The 18,026-nt window shown below is 40.8% G+C and carries 9 protein-coding genes and 3 pseudogenes; 3 read left to right on the top strand and 9 right to left on the bottom strand.

Annotated features, from left to right (window positions below; all coding sequences use genetic code 11):
- Window positions 1–49 precede the first annotated feature (49 nt).
- The 8 genes and pseudogenes from H6G18_RS04970 to ntrB form a co-directional block, all read right to left on the bottom strand.
- Window positions 50–925, bottom strand: coding sequence for a lipid kinase (locus tag H6G18_RS04970; RefSeq protein ID WP_190405975.1), 876 nt, complete (start codon window positions 923–925; stop codon window positions 50–52).
- Between the two features lie 769 nt (window positions 926–1,694).
- Window positions 1,695–2,201: pseudogene (locus H6G18_RS04965) on the bottom strand (ATP-binding cassette domain-containing protein); the annotation flags it as partial.
- Entirely contained in the window at window positions 2,200–2,319 is a 120-nt protein-coding gene (locus tag H6G18_RS25240) for a hypothetical protein (protein WP_190405993.1), read from the bottom strand. The gene H6G18_RS25240 and the pseudogene H6G18_RS04965, both read right to left, overlap by 2 nt.
- A 23-nt stretch (window positions 2,320–2,342) precedes the next feature.
- Window positions 2,343–3,068, bottom strand: a pseudogene (locus H6G18_RS04955) (nitrate ABC transporter ATP-binding protein); the annotation flags it as partial.
- A gap of 116 nt (window positions 3,069–3,184) precedes the next feature.
- On the bottom strand, window positions 3,185–4,921 hold the full coding sequence (locus tag H6G18_RS04950; RefSeq protein WP_190405974.1) for a diflavin flavoprotein: 1,737 nt from the start codon (window positions 4,919–4,921) through the stop codon (window positions 3,185–3,187).
- Window positions 4,922–4,961: 40 nt separating this feature from the next.
- On the bottom strand, window positions 4,962–5,474 hold the full coding sequence (locus H6G18_RS04945; protein WP_190405973.1) for a phosphate-starvation-inducible PsiE family protein: 513 nt from the start codon (window positions 5,472–5,474) through the stop codon (window positions 4,962–4,964).
- Window positions 5,475–5,520: 46 nt separating this feature from the next.
- Window positions 5,521–7,254: a diflavin flavoprotein gene (locus tag H6G18_RS04940; RefSeq protein WP_190405972.1), complete on the bottom strand. Its 1,734-nt coding sequence runs from the start codon at window positions 7,252–7,254 to the stop codon at window positions 5,521–5,523.
- A gap of 424 nt (window positions 7,255–7,678) precedes the next feature.
- Window positions 7,679–8,323: pseudogene (gene ntrB / locus H6G18_RS04935) on the bottom strand (nitrate ABC transporter permease); the annotation flags it as partial.
- A gap of 98 nt (window positions 8,324–8,421) precedes the next feature.
- Here ntrB and H6G18_RS04930 point away from each other — a divergent pair.
- The 3 genes from H6G18_RS04930 to H6G18_RS04920 all read left to right on the top strand — a co-directional run bounded on the left by H6G18_RS04930 (window position 8,422) and on the right by H6G18_RS04920 (window position 17,012).
- Window positions 8,422–9,879 (top strand): protein adenylyltransferase SelO, encoded by a 1,458-nt coding sequence (locus H6G18_RS04930; RefSeq protein WP_190405971.1) that lies wholly within the window; start codon window positions 8,422–8,424, stop codon window positions 9,877–9,879.
- 684 nt (window positions 9,880–10,563) lie between these two features.
- On the top strand, window positions 10,564–16,017 hold the full coding sequence (locus H6G18_RS04925) for a PAS domain S-box protein (RefSeq protein WP_190405970.1): 5,454 nt from the start codon (window positions 10,564–10,566) through the stop codon (window positions 16,015–16,017).
- Window positions 16,014–17,012 carry a response regulator gene (locus tag H6G18_RS04920; protein WP_190405969.1) on the top strand — a complete coding sequence of 333 codons (999 nt, stop codon included), beginning with the start codon at window positions 16,014–16,016 and terminating at the stop codon, window positions 17,010–17,012. The genes H6G18_RS04925 and H6G18_RS04920 overlap by 4 nt, the downstream gene beginning before the upstream one ends.
- Here the strand turns inward: H6G18_RS04920 and H6G18_RS04915 are convergent.
- Window positions 16,998–18,026: a glycerate kinase gene (locus H6G18_RS04915; protein WP_190405968.1), complete on the bottom strand. Its 1,029-nt coding sequence runs from the start codon at window positions 18,024–18,026 to the stop codon at window positions 16,998–17,000. The genes H6G18_RS04920 and H6G18_RS04915 overlap by 15 nt on opposite strands.

Genomic DNA, 18,026 nt, shown 5'->3' with positions numbered 1-18,026 from the left:
ATCAAGTCATTAGTCATTAGTCATCAGTTATTCTTCCCCCACTCCCTTCTCACACTGGCGGAACTAAGACAGCTACAGCTGACGGGATGACGCGGAATGTGGCAGGGGTGTAGGTTGTGATTTCGCCATCGGTATTAATGGCACGGGGTTTGCGTGTATAAATCTCAAATTCCTGTCCATTCAGGGCGCGGACATTTTGCCGATGAATATGTCGCCCATTTCGCATTGCAGGTAATAAGGGAATAATTTCCCACCAATGGCTAATTTCTAAACTATAAAGGTCTAGTCTCTGATCATCAATGCTGGCATCGGGAACTATAGCCATACCTCCGCCATAATAGCGACCATTTCCAACAGCAATTTGTACAGTTCTAACACGGTAAACTCTATCTTTACATCGAATTTCCGCGCTAAAGGGACGAGACTCCCAAATGACTTGTAGTGCTGTAATAGCATAAGCGAATATTCCCCAGCGACGTTTGAATTCTTTGGTTAGTCGGCGGGTAATTTTTACACTCAGCCCCAAACTAGCAACATTGAAAAAGTGTTTACCATTCACACAGCCTAAATCAATACGTCTTAATTCTCCTTGGGCAATTGTTTGACAAGCTTCGGGCAAATAGTTAGAAATTCCTAAAGTTCTGGCTAGGTCATTAGCTGTTCCTAGAGGTAAAATTCCTAAAGGTAATTGAGTTTCTACTAAAGCATCAACGACGGCATTTAGAGTACCATCACCACCACCAACTATTACTAAGTCAACTTGATTTTTATATTTATGTATAATTTGACCAAGATTTTTCGGATGTTCTGTTGATTCTTCGATTAACTCAAAATTGAGTGTTTTTAGATAATGAATTGCTTCCAATAGACGTGCTTGTCCTTGGCGAGCATGACGATTTACTAATAGTAGTGCGCGGAGAGTCATAATAATTCGTAATTCGTAATTCGTAGTTAGGATATGTAGAGATAAATTTTAATTGTAGAAATAATGATTACACTTGAATTTTAAGTGTAGAGTGGGTATAGACCACCAACATCTGTAGATTTTGCCTAATTTTATTTCCAGTATCTAGTATCTAGCCTCTTTCCTAGTCCATGTATCATGCTCACTCTTGATTATTATGCTTTAAGATTTACGTTAGATAAACTACCAATAACTATATTTCCGTTAGGAATTTTTACTGCTGTATGCAACCTATAGGAATCCGATTTGATTTCTGTTGGCATAGCCTGCGCTTGCGCATAAAAATCTCAGTATGTGTAGGGTGTGTTAGGCGTAAGCCGTAACGCACCATAAGCTTTGGAGAAGATGCGTTACGCTGACGCTAACACACTACGTGTATTTCAAAAATCAAATATGAATCCTATAGTTTAACTTCTTTTTGCTATTAGTGTATTTATTCTATCGTAATGAGCTGGTGATAGATGCTTAAGAATATAGCAATGATATTTTCTTAAAAGTATCTAGATTTATCATATTTAAAAATTAAGATAGTTATTAATTACGAATTACGCATTAGTCGGCTCGGTGCTAAATATCACAAATCCCCAACTTTTCAAAAAAGCTGGGGATATAGTACATCACAGATTATTGATGATTGCTGTTTAAAAAAGGTAGAAGATAAGCGGCAAACTCAGATGATTTTACCTTTTATCTTTTACTAGTGCTAACAGTCGTGATCTGAGGAACGCTGTTAACCGACATCATCGTGGGCGAAACGGTTGAAGAGGAAATATAAGGCGTAGTTACGCAGCTTGTAATATTGTGGATCTTCCATGATGAGGGCGCGATCGCGTGGGCGAGAAAAAGGAATTTCCATGACTTCACCAATTTTGGCGTGTGGGCCGTTGGTCATCATCACTAGTTTATCTGCCAAAAATAAGGCTTCATCTATGTCGTGAGTAATCATCAACACAGTACAGCGATTTTCGTTCCAAATTTTCAGCAGTTCTTCCTGTAATTCTTCTTTGGTAATCGCGTCTAATGCGCCGAAAGGTTCGTCTAAAATTAAAACTTTGGGACGAATCGCCAAAGCACGCGCTATGGAAACCCGTTGTCTCATACCCCCGGACATTTGGGTAGGTTTCTTGTCCATTGCATCACCTAAACCCACCATTGCTAGGTGTTCCCAGACAATTGACCGTTTTTCGGCTTCTATTTTGTTGGGGTAAACGGCGTTAACTGCTAGGTAGATGTTTTCAGTACTCTAAATCGGTGCTAACGTAATCTCTACTTGCTAAAATTTGTCTAATTTCTTCCGCATTTTCGGAGTTAGCACAATACTGGCAGGCTTCTAGTAAGGCTTTGGTTAAGGCAATATAGGTATTAGGATATTTTTCTAGCTTGGGTGTTCTACTACTTCCATACGTTTACGGGGGCGGGGGATATCAACTTCTAAGATGTCACCAATTTTGGATTCTGGCCCGTTGGTGAGCATGACAATTCTGTCAGATAACAGCACTGCTTCATCTACGTCATGAGTTACCATCACGGCGGTAACTTGATTTTCTTCGCAGATTTGCATTAACTGTTCTTGTAAGTTACCCCGTGTCAGGGCATCTAATGCGCCGAAGGGTTCATCTAATAGTAGTAGTTTAGGACGAATTGCTAAAGCGCGAGCGATCGCCACTCGCTGCTTTTGTCCACCCGATAACATCCCCGGCTGTTTATCTGCATGGGGACGCAAACCCACCATATCTATATGTTTTTCTACAATGGCCTTGCGTTCAGCTTCTGGCATTCCCCGCATGACTGAATCTACAGCGAGAGTAATATTTTCTCGTACCGTCCGCCAAGGCAACAAGGAATAATTTTGGAATACTACCATCCTATCTGGCCCTGGCTTAGTAATTCTTTGTCCTTCCAGAGTCACAATACCTTCACTTGGTAAATCCAAGCCAGCAATCATATTTAATAAAGTCGATTTACCGCAACCGGAGTGACCAATTAAAGAAACAAATTCTCCTTTTTTAATTTGCAGATCAATTCCTTTGAGGGCGATATATTGACCACCGCCAGTGAGGTTAAATACTTTGTCAATTTGATCAACAGCAACAAATGTAGGCATAGTAATTTGGGGAGGAGTTTTTAACGCGGAGGAACGCTGTAGACGCTTCGGCTACTCTACGAGAACGCTAAGAGCGAACCCGCAGGGTGGTAGGCGCAGAGGGACGCGGAGTTTTATTAAAAATAGCTGCCTGATTTACGGTATTCGAGGGCGGTTAATCCTTCGTTTTCAAGGACTTCGCCGTTATCTATTACTGCGTAAATTAACCATCTGTCACCGCATTTAATTTGATTTTGAACTGTGCATTCTAAATAGGACAATGCTTCGGTGAGAATGAGACAACCATTAACAGCAACTTTTGTAGAAAGATTGATAAATGGGTTATCTCCTAAAGTGCTTTGGCGGGAAAAATAGCGGCGGACATTTCTACCTTCTTTGAGAATATTCAGCACAAATTTATCGCCGGAATGACACATTAAATCTGCGTTCTGTTCATCAGCGATCGCAATCATGATTCCTGGAGGGTTAAAGGTGGCTTGAGATACCCAAGAAGTTAAAACGCCTTTGTGGGTGTCTTCATCATGAGTTGTGACTACACATAAAGAACCAATAATTCGCCCTACTGCTTGTTCGGTACGATCTACATGGGTTTCTGTAACAACTTGGCGGGTAGTCCGCAATTTTTTAGTTTTCTTCAAGTTTTGGGCAAAGGTTACACCGGCTTGTTGACATTGTTGAAGAACTTCGGCTGTAGGAGTGAAGCGGACGCGAATTGATTCAAACCCTAAACGATAATTGGCATCTTTGAGTTTGTTTTCTAGTAAGTCAATGGCTTCTCCACTCCAGCCGTAAGAACCAAATACTGCGGCTAATTTGGTTTTCGCTGCTGTGGCTAGAATTATTCCTAAAGCAGTTTGAATTTGAGTCGGTGCATGGCCGCCTAAAGTGGGTGAACCAATAATAAATCCATCACTAGCTTCGACAATGCGGGTAATTTCGGCGGTATCAGCTAGTTCACAGTTAATAGATTCGACATTAACTCCATTTTCAATTAAACCTTGAGCGATCGCATTTGCCAAAACTGCTGTGTTTCCATAAGCAGAAGCGTAAAGCAACGCCACACTTAATTCTTGAGATTTCTGCCCTTGACACCATTGGCGGTAATCATAAGTAAAGCGGCTGAGGCTGTAACACACAACTGGCCCATGAGCAGGGGCGTAAGATTTGGCGGGGAAAACCGAGAATTTTTCTAAAGCAACTTCAACTTGTTTGGCTTGGGGTGCATGGAGACAGTCAAAATAGTAACGCCGTTCCGCGTCTAAAGTTTTCCAGTCTTCATCAAATAAAGTATCTTCGCAAATATGCGCACCAAAAAATTTGTCTGTATAGAGAATCTTGGTAGCTGAATCATAAGTGCAGAGTCCATCAGCCCAACGGGGAGTTGGTACGCGCACAAATGTGAGATGATGTCCCTGTCCTAAATCTAGAGTATCTTCAGAGCGCACAGCTTGAATGCGTGACTCCCACTCAGGAAAAGCCGCTTTGAGTGCATTAGCCCCAGGGCGAGAACAAATTAATGTGACTTGTGGAACTTGAGAGAGCAATACTTGTAAAGTAGCTCTGCGGTTCGGGTTGACATGACCGAGAACAATGTAATCTAGGGTGGTGAAATCTAGATGTTGCCCTAGTTCCTGGAGGTAAATTTCCGTAAAAGATTCACCAGGGGGATCAATTAAAGCTTTTTTATCGGCTTGGATGAGATAAGAATTAGCTGTAGTTCCCTTTTGGCGGGAATACTCAACCTCAAATTTTAGTCGCTCCCAAGTCCGCGATCGCAAAATTAATGTATTCTTACCAATTTCAGCAACCTGAACATCTCTTTGACGATTGGTCGTTACAGTATTAGCAGACATCGTAACCTCTCTTGATATGGGCTGCGAATTGCGAATTGATTTAATGGCTGTTAGTTTCTATTAATTTCGATTTGACTCGATTATTATGGCGTTTAGATATTGCTTGTTCAGGATCAATACCTTCAAAGGTGGGGGGTAGCCAAACTCGCAGAATTAATAAGACTCCTAGAACTAATAAGAAGGCACAAGTCGCTAAAATCTGAGTCCAATTTGTTTCTAAAACACCTTTAACAATCACTTCTCTTAATGCCGAAACAATAGCAACTTCCACAGCTACCCCAATAGATACTCGATGTTCCTGGAGGTAAATAATCAGCAGTCGAAATAACTCAACTAAGATTAGTAAAAAGAGAATATCGGCAGTGACAGCATTAAAATTTAGGGGTGGAAGTAAGGAGAGAAACATATCTCTCACCTGAATTACCATGAAGCTAAATAAACCAATACACAGACAAATCACTATCACATCTTGGATAAATTCCAAGCTTCGCACGATACGTCCCCGATTGATTTCGTACATGGGGATTGAGTTATGTTCAGCAGGATTGTACATAGCTGTTTGTGAGGAGAGGAGATTGGACAACTGACAACTGACAAACTTAGTAATGATTGCCGACTTTGCGGTGATGAACGGCGGTGAGTGCATTTACCTCGGCAACTCGTCCAGTTTGAACAGTGCTATAAATCACCCAATGATCTCCACAATCCATGCGGCTGGTGATTTCACATTCCATGTAAGCTAAAGCTTCAGCTAGAATAGGCGATTCATTGGTAGCAGCCGGATATGTTTTGACTCCAGCAAAGCGATCTGCACCGGGAGCAAAACGCTTGAGGAAATGTTTCATTAATCCTTGATATCTGCCTTCTTCCAAGACGTTTAATACAAAGCGATCGCCTACTTGCATTAAGGATGCAATGGCTCTGTCTTTGGCAACTGCGATCGCTACTCCCAAGGGGTTAAGACTTGCTTGTGTCACCCAAGAAGCCAGCATTGCACTTTGAACGTCTCCTTTTTTGGCGGTGATAATATACAATCCTGTGCTAATCCGCCCTAAAGATTTTTCGATTTCGCTATTGAGAGATTTGATTTGTTTGATTGTGCGATCGCGGTTCAACCATTGCCCTAGATCCGTTCCTGCTTCATCACACAGTTGCTCTATGACTTTGGTGGGAGTTTCCTTAACTAAAATAGGGGGAAAGGCTGCAATTAATCCTAATTCTTGAAACTTATTACGTAAGGGATAAACGGGTTCATCTTCTCCTCCTCCCGACTCTAATAAACCAATTGCTTGCTTATTGTGAGCAGCAGCCAAAATAGTATTTAAAGCTGCTTGAACTACAACGCAAGATTGGGGAGGCATTGCAATCACTAAACCAGCCGCTTGTGCAACTAATTCTCTGATTTCTTGGGGTTCGGCATCATTCAGAGCTACTAATTCTATTGCCACACCTGTTTTTGCAATACCGGAGGCGATCGCTCTCACTAAGCTCTCACTATAACCGTAATCTTCCACATAAAATAAAGCGACGAATGCCTCTGTTGTAGCTTGACTTAAACTCCAATTTTGATAACGCCCAATCCATTCCGAAATATAGTTTTTTAGTAAAGGCCCATGCCCTGTTGCAATTGTTTCTATTTCTAACTTTTCAATCCGCTTTAAAGCTGCCAATACAGACCGCGCATTTGGCCCCATGAGGCAGTCATAATAATATGCAAAATCTTCTTCTATTACAGTGAAATTCTCATCGTAAGTGTGATCATCGCAGTAGTGCATTCCAAACACATCGCAGGTGTAAAGAATGCTAGTTTTATGGTCATAAGTGAAGATTGTATCAGGCCAATGTAAGTTAGGCGCAGAAATAAATTCTAATTCGTGACCGTTGCCCAAATCTAGCCGTTCTCCACTTTTCACCAGCATTGATTTAAAGGGCTGGTGAACCATATCTTCTAAAAATTTTATAGCTACTTTAGCCCCAACAACAGTAATATTAGGAGCTAATTGCAAAATATCTTTAACTAATCCACTATGGTCTGGTTCAGTGTGACTAACAATCAAATAATCGATCTGATTTACGTCGATTAATCCTGTAATTATTTCCAGATATAACTGCTCAAACTTGCGGTGAGAAGTATCAATCAAGGCAATTTTTTCACCTTTAATTAAGAAAGAATTATAAGTTGTGCCATTCCTTAAACCAAACTCAACATCAAACCTTTCTCTATCCCAATCTAGGCAACGAATAGCAGTTGTTTGAGGGGCAATTTCCACGGTTTCAACTGTTAATCGTCCAGGGTTGGTAATAATTTGATTAAGCTGTGTGAGTGCGACCATTAGTTTTATCCTAAAATATATTGTGTGGAGCGAGTTTTCTTATCTCTTATGTTTACTTGAAAAAATAAATTAGTAAAATGCTAATTCCTGAAGCGATTGATTAGTAATTTTTATTCTTTATGGAAATGAATAATCATTGTAATAAATCAATGTTTATCATTAGTTTCCTCCCATGAAAAAGTTAAATTGTGGGAATAAGTTTTATAAACATAACTAATAAGGGATAATTTGATATTCAGCATCAACGGTTAACTGTTGACTGTTAACCGTTAATCATCAACCATCAATTAGGTATATTCAGATCAAAAATATCTAAACTGTGGGGTGCGTCAGTGCGACAGAACCTAACTATACTTAGAAATTATTCATACTGACACACCCTACCCAACCATCAATTGCGGATAATTTATTTTTTGGTGTTCTCTTACTTCTGTTCTGTCGGTAAAATTAGGTTTTGAATCCAAGCCATGAGTTTGTCGAGTAATAAACCCACTACACCGATGTAGACTAGTGCCAAAATAATTTCGCTGATGTAGTTGTTCTGATAGGCATCCCAGATAAAGAAACCAATACCGACAATACCTGACATGACAATTTCGGCAGCGATAATTGCTAACCAAGCTAAACCGATGGCAATTCTCAAACCTGTAAAAATGTAGGGTAAAGCAGCAGGAATGAGGATGTTAAAGAAATAGTCTTTTTTGGAAAGTTGCAGCACTTTAGCAACGTTGTTATAGTCTTGGGGAATTTCTTTTACACCTACAGCCGTGTTAATTAGAATCGGCCAAATTGCGGTGATAAAGATGACAAACAAGGCGGCGGGTTCGTTTTGTCTTAAAGCTGCTAAAGAAATCGGCACCCAAGCTAAAGGTGGTACAGTTCGCAATAATTGAAACAGAGGATCTAAAGCTTTAGACATGGTTTTATTCACACCAATCGCAATGCCTAAAGCAATACCAATCACGGCGGCTAAAGAGTAACCAATAGCTACCCGTTGCAGACTAGCCAAAATCTGCCAAAATAATCCTTTATCAATGCCACCTCGATCATAAAAGGGATACAAAATCATTTTATACTCACTGGAATTGCAAATTAAACGTTGCAATTCACAAGAACTTCCGCAGAACGATAATATTGAGGGAAGAATCAATTAAGATTGGCTTATCAATGACTTTAGCGGAAACTTCCAATACCAATAATCATCACAATCCTCTGATTGCCCTCAACTATGAACCAGCTTTGCAGTCTTTGGGTAACGATTACTACGATGAGGTGACGGCCGCCGAATTTCCCCAGCTCACTCTACGTTGGCGTAATGACGCAGTACTACCAAGATTAGGACTAGACCCCCAAAGTGTGACAGATGAAGATTTCATCGCGGCTTTTGGTCAATTTCAAGGGCGTAAACCACTCTTGGCACTACGTTATCACGGTTATCAATTTGGTGAGTATAATCCCAATTTAGGTGATGGTCGGGGCTTTTTGTATGGACAAGTTCGCGGTACTGATGGCGAATTGTACGACTTTGGCACAAAAGGTTCTGGTAGAACACCCTATTCTCGTGGTGGTGACGGAATGTTGACACTCAAAGGTGGTGTGCGGGAAGTTTTAGCCGCAGAAGCACTACACCAGCTAGGCGTGCGTACTTCTCGCTGTCTCACAATGATTGAAACAGGTTTAGCTTTGTGGCGGGGTGATGAACCTTCACCAACCCGTTCATCTGTGATGGTGAGAATGAACAAGTCTCACATCCGCTTCGGGACTTTTGAGCGTCTGCACTATTTTCAACGCTCAGATTTAATCAAGAAACTGTTAGATCATGTAATTGAGCATTATTATCAACACTTAGTTAATGAATCAGATAAATATGCTTTATTTTATGCAGAATTAGTTCAACGAGTAGCCGAACTAGTTGCCCAATGGATGGCCGCAGGTTTTTGTCATGCAGTTCTCAATACTGATAATATGTCAATTACTGGGGAAAGCTTTGACTACGGCCCCTATGCCTTTATTCCTACTTATAATCCCTACTTCACAGCCGCATACTTTGATTATTACGGACGCTACTCTTATATTCAACAACCAAGTATTTGTCAATGGAATTTGGAAATGCTCCAAGTACCATTAAGAGCAGTAATTGATCAGGCTGACATGGAGGCAGGATTAGCTAAATTTAGCGAGTACTGTCATGCAGAATATCGCTCTTTGATGTTGAAAAAACTTGGCTTTGAGCAATTGGATACCCCAGAAGCCGATGAACTTTTAAGTCTCACCATCAAATTTTTGCAAGAGAGTCAAGTTGGCTATCATCAGTTCTTTTATGAGATGGCTCGCACATTTTCAATTAAATGGAGAGATGAGCCAGGACTCGTATTAAGTAGTTCAGACATTCTTCCTCCATCAGGCACAGATGCAATTTTTGATAATTGGTGTGTACTTTACCATAAAATTTTGAATGATTTCTATCCTGAAAAAATGGATGTAATTAGTCACACTCTTGCTGATCACAACCCAAAAACTGCATTATTAAGACCCGTAGTTGAAGAAGTTTGGGAACCAATTGCTCAGGAAGATAATTGGCAGCCTTTTTACGATTTAGTCAAGACCATTCATTCAAGACACTGATATATTACATGGCATAAATAGTCAATAGTTTTTATCGTATTGTATTCTGCGGGAAGCTCACTCTACATATACCTGTACTCCTTACTCTCTCTTCCCATTCTCCTATTACCAGGTATTCCATAATATACAGCTTTCTTCGATTAGTTACAGTAGATTTTTATAGGGAAGAGAGGCTAGAAGCTAGGATAATGTACCGCATCTAGATGAAAATTACTGTAAATAATCAATTTTCCATGAAGAATATAAAGTGAAAATTTATTTAACTTTTTTGAATAATTTATGATTGATATAATATTACAATCATGGAGATCACAAATATTTAGTAGAAAAAATAATTATTTAAGGCAGCAAATAACAGCTTAATGGCTATATTTTTGATTGATTATTTATATTTTAAATTAATAACTTTAAAATTAAAGAATTATATAAATGTTAAAGTTAAATAAACTTTGATTGTGAATTAAGCAGGGATAAATTACTATTCTGTTTACAAATTTTATACATAATTCCCAATAAATATTTCTATGTAAAAAATATTGGACTTGAGGTGGATTTCCAATCTCGGTTTTACCAGAAAATAATTTAAGTGAATGTCCTGTTGTTATTAGTATTTTTATTGACATACAAATAAAAGACTAGTGGTAAGTAGTAGAACCAATGCCCAAAGTGCTGGAGGTTGAATAAGTGAATAGGCAGCACAAATATCACCGATGTAATTCAGTGAACTTTTTTAGCAAACAAAATTTGCTGCCGTTGCTGGTTGGCATTGTCATTCTATTTGTGGTGGTTATGCTGTGGCTGAGATTAGTAGCCGAAGAGCAAATGAGTATTCAACAGCTAATTCAACAACAAGCGATCGCCACCAAAACCGAATTAGTAACACAACTGAATACTCGCATTCTGGCATTGGAACGGATGGCGGAACATTGGGAAATTCACGGTGGCATTTCCCAGAGACAATGGGAACTAGAAGCACAAGCGTATCTTGAAGATTACGGGGGCTATCAAGCCATCGAATTGCTTGATCCATCATTGCGTGTGCTTCGGACTGTTTCTTTAGCAAAAAATTTCGCCCAGAGTCCAACATCTCAACAACGGACTGCGTTAGTCAAATCACGGCAGAGCCATCAAACTACGTTAACTCGCACAATTAACCTCATCCAAGGCGATCGCGTATTTTTAGCTTGTGTACCTTTATGGATGCGAGATAAATTTGATGGCTCAATCATAGGAGTTTTTGAAGTTAAACAGTTTTTTGATTCAGTTCTGCACATACCGCAGGGTTACAAAATTCGGATATATGACGGCAAAAAATTAATTTATAGCCAAGATACACAGTCACTTATGCCGCCATCCTGGCAACAAGTGGTGAACATTGACTTTCACAAAGTTACTTGGCAATTGCAGATTTATCCAACACCAGAGCTATTAACAAATTTATTCTCACCTCTACCAACATTTGTATTAGTAGCAGGAATTTTCAATGCTGGAGTTGTCACACTACTGATTTATTTTGCTCAAGCCACCAAACTGAGCAATTATCAGATTGGCAGAATCAACCAAGAACTAGCTGACAGAATTGAAGAGCAAACAAAGATAGAAATCGCTCTGCGTGCCAGCGAAACCCATTTGCGAGAGTTATTAGAAACGGTCAAAGTTATACCTTGGGAAGTCGATTTAAAAACCTGGAATTTTACCTACGTCGGGCCGCAAGTAGAAACTTTATTGGCATATTCTGTCACCCAATGGTACGAGGAAAATTTTTGGATAAATCATCTCCATCCCCATGACCGAGATTGGGCTGTCAGATTTTCCCAAGAAGCAACAGCCAGATGTGAAAATCATGAATTTGAATATCGAATGTTAGCAGCTGATGGCAGAGTTGTCTGGCTGCGGGAAATTGCCAATGTAGTGCAAGTTGATGGAACTCCTGTAATGTTGCGGGGATTCATGGTTGATATTACCGACCTGAAGCTAGTTGAAGAAACTTTGAGATTGCGGGAGAGAGCGCTAGCCGCCAGCAGTAATGGCATTATCATTGCCGATGCTAGACTGCCAAATTATCCGGTGATTTATGTCAATTCTGCCTTTGAGCAAATTACAGGCTACAAAGCTACAGAGGTCATTGGGCAGAACTGTCGTTTTTTGCAAGGTATAGACAACCAGCAGCCTCCACTCAACGAACTGCGATTAGCTCTCAAAGCAGGCAAAAATTGCAAAGTGATTCTGCGTAACTATCGCAAAGATGGTACTTTGTTTTGGAATCAATTAAGTATCTCGCCTATATATGACGAAAACGGTAACTTAAGCCACTTTATTGGGATTCAAACTGATGTTAGCGAACGCCAGCAAGCCGAAGCTGCTTTGCGGAGGCAAGCCCTCACTTTTGAAAATATGTATGATGGCGTCATCATCGCCAACTTACAGGGGCAAATTTTGGACTGGAATCCAGCCGCAGAGAGGATGTTTGGCTATAGCAAAGATGATATCTGTGGAAAACAAACTATCAGTATTTTATATAAACCAGAAGAAGATGCAGCATTAAATGACGCAATTTTTGCAGACATCACCAAACAAGGACGCTGGTCAGGAGAAATTAACTTTGTTCGTCAAGATAGTAGCGAAGGCATTTGTGAAACAACTATAGTCGCCTTGCAAGATGAACTAGGACAAACTGTGGCGACAATTAGCGTGAATCGTGACATCACTGAACGCAAACACGCTGAATTATTGCTAAGACGTAGCGAAGAGCGTTTTCAAGCCTTCATGAATAACAGTCCTACACCTGCTTGGATTACAGATGGGGATGGCACAATTGTTTATCTCAGCGAAACATATCTGCGGACTTTTCAATTGCCAACACCAGAACTCATAGGCAAAAACATTTTTGATATCTATGAACCCGGATTTGCTCAAAGTTTCCTAGAAACCATTCAAGTGGTTGCTCATACTCAGCAAGTAATGGAAGCTGTGGAGGCTGCACCCTGCGCTGATGGAACAGTTCGAGATTTTTTGGTTTATAAATTTCCCATCTCCAGTAAACCTGAACAGTGCCTAATTGGCGGAATTGCCATTGATATTACTGAACGTAAACAAGCTGAAGAAGCCCTCAGACAAAGTGAAGAACGTTGGCAATTAGTCATTAAAGGTAATCAAGATGCGATTTGGGATTGGAACATGATCACAAATCAAACTTTTCGCTCAGTGCAGTGGGCAGAATTGGTCAAAGAACCAAACTATGAACCCATTGGCACTAATGAAGATTGTATTAGTCACATCCATCCTGATGATTATGAACGAGTCCTCACTGTTAAGCGAAATTATCTCAATCGTAAAATTCCTAATTGTGTGGTAGAGCATCGTTTAGTTTGCTGTGATGGTAGCTATAAATGGGTGCTGGTTCATGCGATCGCTCAATGGGATGAACAGGGTAAACCAGTGCGGATGGTTGGTTCCATCAAAGATATTAGCGAATCGGTACAAGCAAAAGAAGCATTACAACGACAATTACACCGCACCCTGTTACTCGAAAAAATTACCCAGAAAATTCGTCAGAGTCTGGATAGTAAAGAAATTTTTGAAACTGCTGCGACGCAAATCGGGCAAGCATTTGGAGTTGATCGCTGTTTGATACATTCTTATATTAGTGATCCCGAAACCCGGATTCCCCTAGTTGCTGAATATAATAATGTTCACGATTACTGCTCAATGCAGAAATGGGAATTCACCACAAATGGCAATCATCACATTTTACAGATGATGGCACAAGATAAAGCGATCGCCTCTGCCAACGTCTACATAGATCCTTTACTTCAGACATCAGTACCTAGCTGTTGTGACATTGGGGTAAAGTCCATATTAGCCATCCGCACTTCTTATCAGGGAGAACCCAACGGTGCCATTTGTCTACACCAGTGTAGATATTTCCGTCAGTGGACTCCAGAGGAAGTGGAATTACTAGAAGCAGTAGCCGCTCAACTGGGCATAGCCTTAGCCCAAGCCCAGTTATTAGAGCAAGAAACCCAGCAACGGCAAGAACTCACCATCAAAAACTTTGCCCTAGAACAGGCAAAACGTTCAGCAGAAGCAGCCAATCGGGCAAAAAGCGAATTTTTGGCCATGATGAGCCACGAAATTCGTACACCCATGAATGCTGTTATCGGCATGACAGGATTGCTACTGGAGACTAACTTGACACCCCAACAGCGAGACTTTGTAGAAACAGTTCTGAATAGCGGTGATGCTTTGTTGAGCATCATTAACGACATTCTGGATTTCTCAAAAATTGAATCTGGTAAGTTAGAACTGGAAGAACAACCTTTTGAGGTGAGAACTTGTGTAGAGCAAGTAGTTGACCTCTTAGCTGCCAAAGCTGCCCAAAAAGATATTGAACTGGCTTATCTAATTCATCCCCAAGTACCCGCCCAAATCCTCGGAGATGTCACTCGCCTGCGACAAATATTAACAAATCTCCTGAATAACGCCATCAAATTTACCCATGAAGGAGAAGTTGTCGTCTCTGTGCGTAGCCAGTCATTTTCCAGTCGCAAAGCCAAAAATGGCTGCGAAATTCTCTTTACCATCAAAGACACAGGCATTGGTATTGCCCCTGAGGCAATGGAACGATTATTTCAACCATTTGTCCAGGCCGATGCCTCAATGACCAGAAAATATGGGGGGACGGGGCTAGGACTTGTGATCAGTAAAAGATTGGGCGAAATGATGGGTGGCAATCTTTGGGTAGAAAGTCGGGGTTGTGTTGGTGGGAATCCTCCCCCTGGATGGCAAGCCAGAAACTTAGTCTCATCTACTTCTGTGACTACGGGTTCCATCTTTTATTTTTCTATGACTGTTCCCGTGGTTGCTCATGCAGATTTAGAAACTTCCAAGACTTCCCCAGTCCCGTTAATCGGTAGGCGGTTATTAATTGTCGATGATAACCCTACCAATCGCCAGATTTTAAGATTACAAGCCAAGTCTTGGCAGATGGAAACTTACACTGCCCAATCTGGTACTGAAGCTTTAGTGCTACTTGATCAAGGAATACCCTTTGATATTGCTATTTTAGATGTACAGATGCCAGAAATGGACGGTATCACCCTAGCACACCAGATTCGTCAGCGCCCTAATTATCAAAACTTACCCTTGGTGATTTTGACTTCTTGGGGTAAACCAGATATTGACTTGAGTGATCTTGAATTTGCAGCCTGTGTAAATAAACCAATTAAACAGTCTCAACTCTATGAGGTCTTAACCTCTGCTTTGGGAAATCTACCAATTCGCGCTAATGTTGTGACTGCTGATTCTTTGCCAATCAATTCATGTTTGGCAGAGCAAACACCTCTACGGATTTTGCTAGCAGAAGATATAGTTGTGAATCAGAAAGTTGCCTTACTGATGCTGAAAAAATTGGGTTATCGAGCAGATGTAGTGGCTAATGGACTAGAAGTGCTGGAAGCTTTACAACGTCAAGTCTACGATCTAGTGCTGATGGATGTGAATATGCCGGAAATGGATGGATTAAAAGCCAGCCAAATCATTCGTCAAACTTGGGGTGCTAGTTCTCCTCCATATATTATTGCGATGACAGCCAATGCCATGCGGGGCGATCGCCAAGCTTGTCTAGCTGCTGGTATGAATGACTACATTAGTAAACCCCTGCAACTTGAAGAGTTATCCAAAGCACTAAGCGAGGCTGCTTCTCTAGATATTGATACGGAGATATCACCGCAAATAATCAGTAGCCAAAATCAGACATCAAAAGAGATTAATAATTTAAAATTTGCAACGATAGATACAAAAATCTTACAAGCATTACGGGATATGTTAGGAGGAGATAAATTAGCATTTGCTGAATTAATCAACTGTTATCTCACTGAATCCCCGAAATTAATCCAAGAGATAAATGTAGCAATTGCCAGAGAAAATACCCAGGATATCTGGAAGACAGCCCACAAATTTAAATCTAGCAGTGGCTCAGTTGGGGCAGTTTTTTTAGCACAACTTTGTAAACTGCTAGAAGCTAAAGGCCGCAGTCAAAATTTAGACGGTTGTGTAGAACTTGGCTCACAATTACGTCAAGAGTATGAACTAGTCCAAACAGCTTTGCAGAAAGAAATTAATCAGGAGATATCATGAACGCTACGGTTCCAGAAGGTCAATCCCTAATTCTCATTGTTGATGATGAACCATTCATCCGATCGCAGCTGCGGCTTTCTCTACAATGTGAAGGCTATCGCACCGCCGAGGCTGAAGATGGCAGAGAAGCTTTAAGCGTTTTCCAAGAACTGCAACCTGATATCGTACTGTTGGACGCTATTATGCCTGACCTTGATGGTTTCGAGTGTTGCACTCGTTTGCAGTCACTAGATGATGGTAAGTACACTCCAGTGTTAATGATTACGGGATTGGAAGATCAAGAATCAGTTGACCGTGCGTTTGAGGTGGGAGCAATTGATTATGTCACCAAACCAATTCACTGGCCGGTTTTGCGTCAACGGGTCAAACGTTTAATTCAGCAATCTCATCTCCAACAAAAACTAGAAGCGGCTAACCGAGAATTACAAAGGTTAGTGGCGATTGATGAGTTAACTCAAGTAGCCAACCGCCGCAAATTTGAAGAATATTTCGCTCAAGAATGGCAGCGTATGGCACGGGATCAACTACCTTTGTCTCTCATTCTTTGTGATGTTGATTTTTTTAAAGCGTACAACGATACCTATGGTCATCGGGCAGGCGATCGCTGTTTACAATTGGTAGCAAAAGCTATCCAAGACAGTGTTAATCGTCCGGCTGATGTAGTTGCCCGTTATGGTGGCGAAGAATTTGCAGTTATCTTACCCAGAACATATCCTGACGGAGCTATTCATTTAGCTACCACAATCTGCGCTGCTGTGCGGGAACTGGCAATTCCGCATATAAGTTCTCAAGTTAATACTTGTGTCACCTTAAGTGCTGGAGTAGCTACAGAAATTCCTGCACCCAACTCTGATTTTCAAGAAATTATTGACACAGCCGATCGCGCACTATATCAAGCTAAAATGACCGGACGCGATCGCTGTCAACTATACATTAAACAGTCATCCTCTCCTATTTATTTCTTAAATTCTCACCATCGCCTAGCTAGAGGTTGAGAATAGATTCTTCTGAATTCCGAATTCCGGTTGGTAAACTTTACCAAATGTATGATCAGGGTGGATTTCAATTACTAAATCGACTATTTCAGCAGATTGAGATAAGGGTTTAATAAATAATTCTGGATGGAGCGATCGCCAAAAATAATTGACAAAATCTTCTATTTGTGGATTTGTCATTCCGGCTTTACCAGTAGCAATCATTTTTTGTTCGGCTTGTTTGCGCCATTCCAGAGAACAACGGTAATCAGTAGGATATAACAAAATTAGACTGTCCAATTTCTCCCACAGTGGTAAATATTGACTTAGCTGACGATTCATATCACGAGCAAAGGCTCTATCTTCATCTGTGATAATCGGTGGTGGGGCGCAACTAAAAACCCTGGGATCAATTGGGTGGACACCAACAAACCATCCTTCAAAGATGAGAATATCAACTCCTGTGATGATATCTGGAGTAGTGCGATCGCCTGCACCTGCATGAGCAGATTTATCAAAGCGGGGAACAATTACTGGACTTTTTCCTTGGCGGACTTGTTCTAGTACATCTAAGCCTAAGTCAATATCATGGGTTCCTGGTGGACCACGCCAAATTAAACGTGGGTCTTGTTCTAATAAAGTTAGGCGATCGCTATAAGTTTTATACAAGTCATCTAAAGATAAACTCAAGGTACGATATCCTAACTGCTGGAGAATTAATCCAATCACCAGGGAAGTTGTAGTTTTACCAGTTCCTTGACTACCCAAAATTCCTTGAATAAAGGGACGCTTTAACTTTTGATGTTGTGCTGCTATTTTGATCCCCAGTGGTAGCCACAAGTCCCACAACACTGGTAACATCTTCTCTGGTGGTATTTTGAGACTAGTTTGGCAAAACTGATTAAAAGCTGGTAGCACAGCTTGTAAAAGATGCGATCGCTCTTGCATCATTTCCTCTACATTTGCCTGGGTGATCCCAAAAGCTTTAGCTCTGGATGTATCCCCTAAAGCTGCTGCTTGCGCTTCTTGCTCCAT

The organism is Anabaena subtropica FACHB-260, assembly GCF_014697105.1.
In the GTDB taxonomy this organism is placed as follows: domain Bacteria; phylum Cyanobacteriota; class Cyanobacteriia; order Cyanobacteriales; family Nostocaceae; genus Trichormus; species Trichormus subtropicus.
Note: the sequence above shows the minus strand (reverse complement) of the source record. Positions and strands in the feature narration are given on the sequence as shown.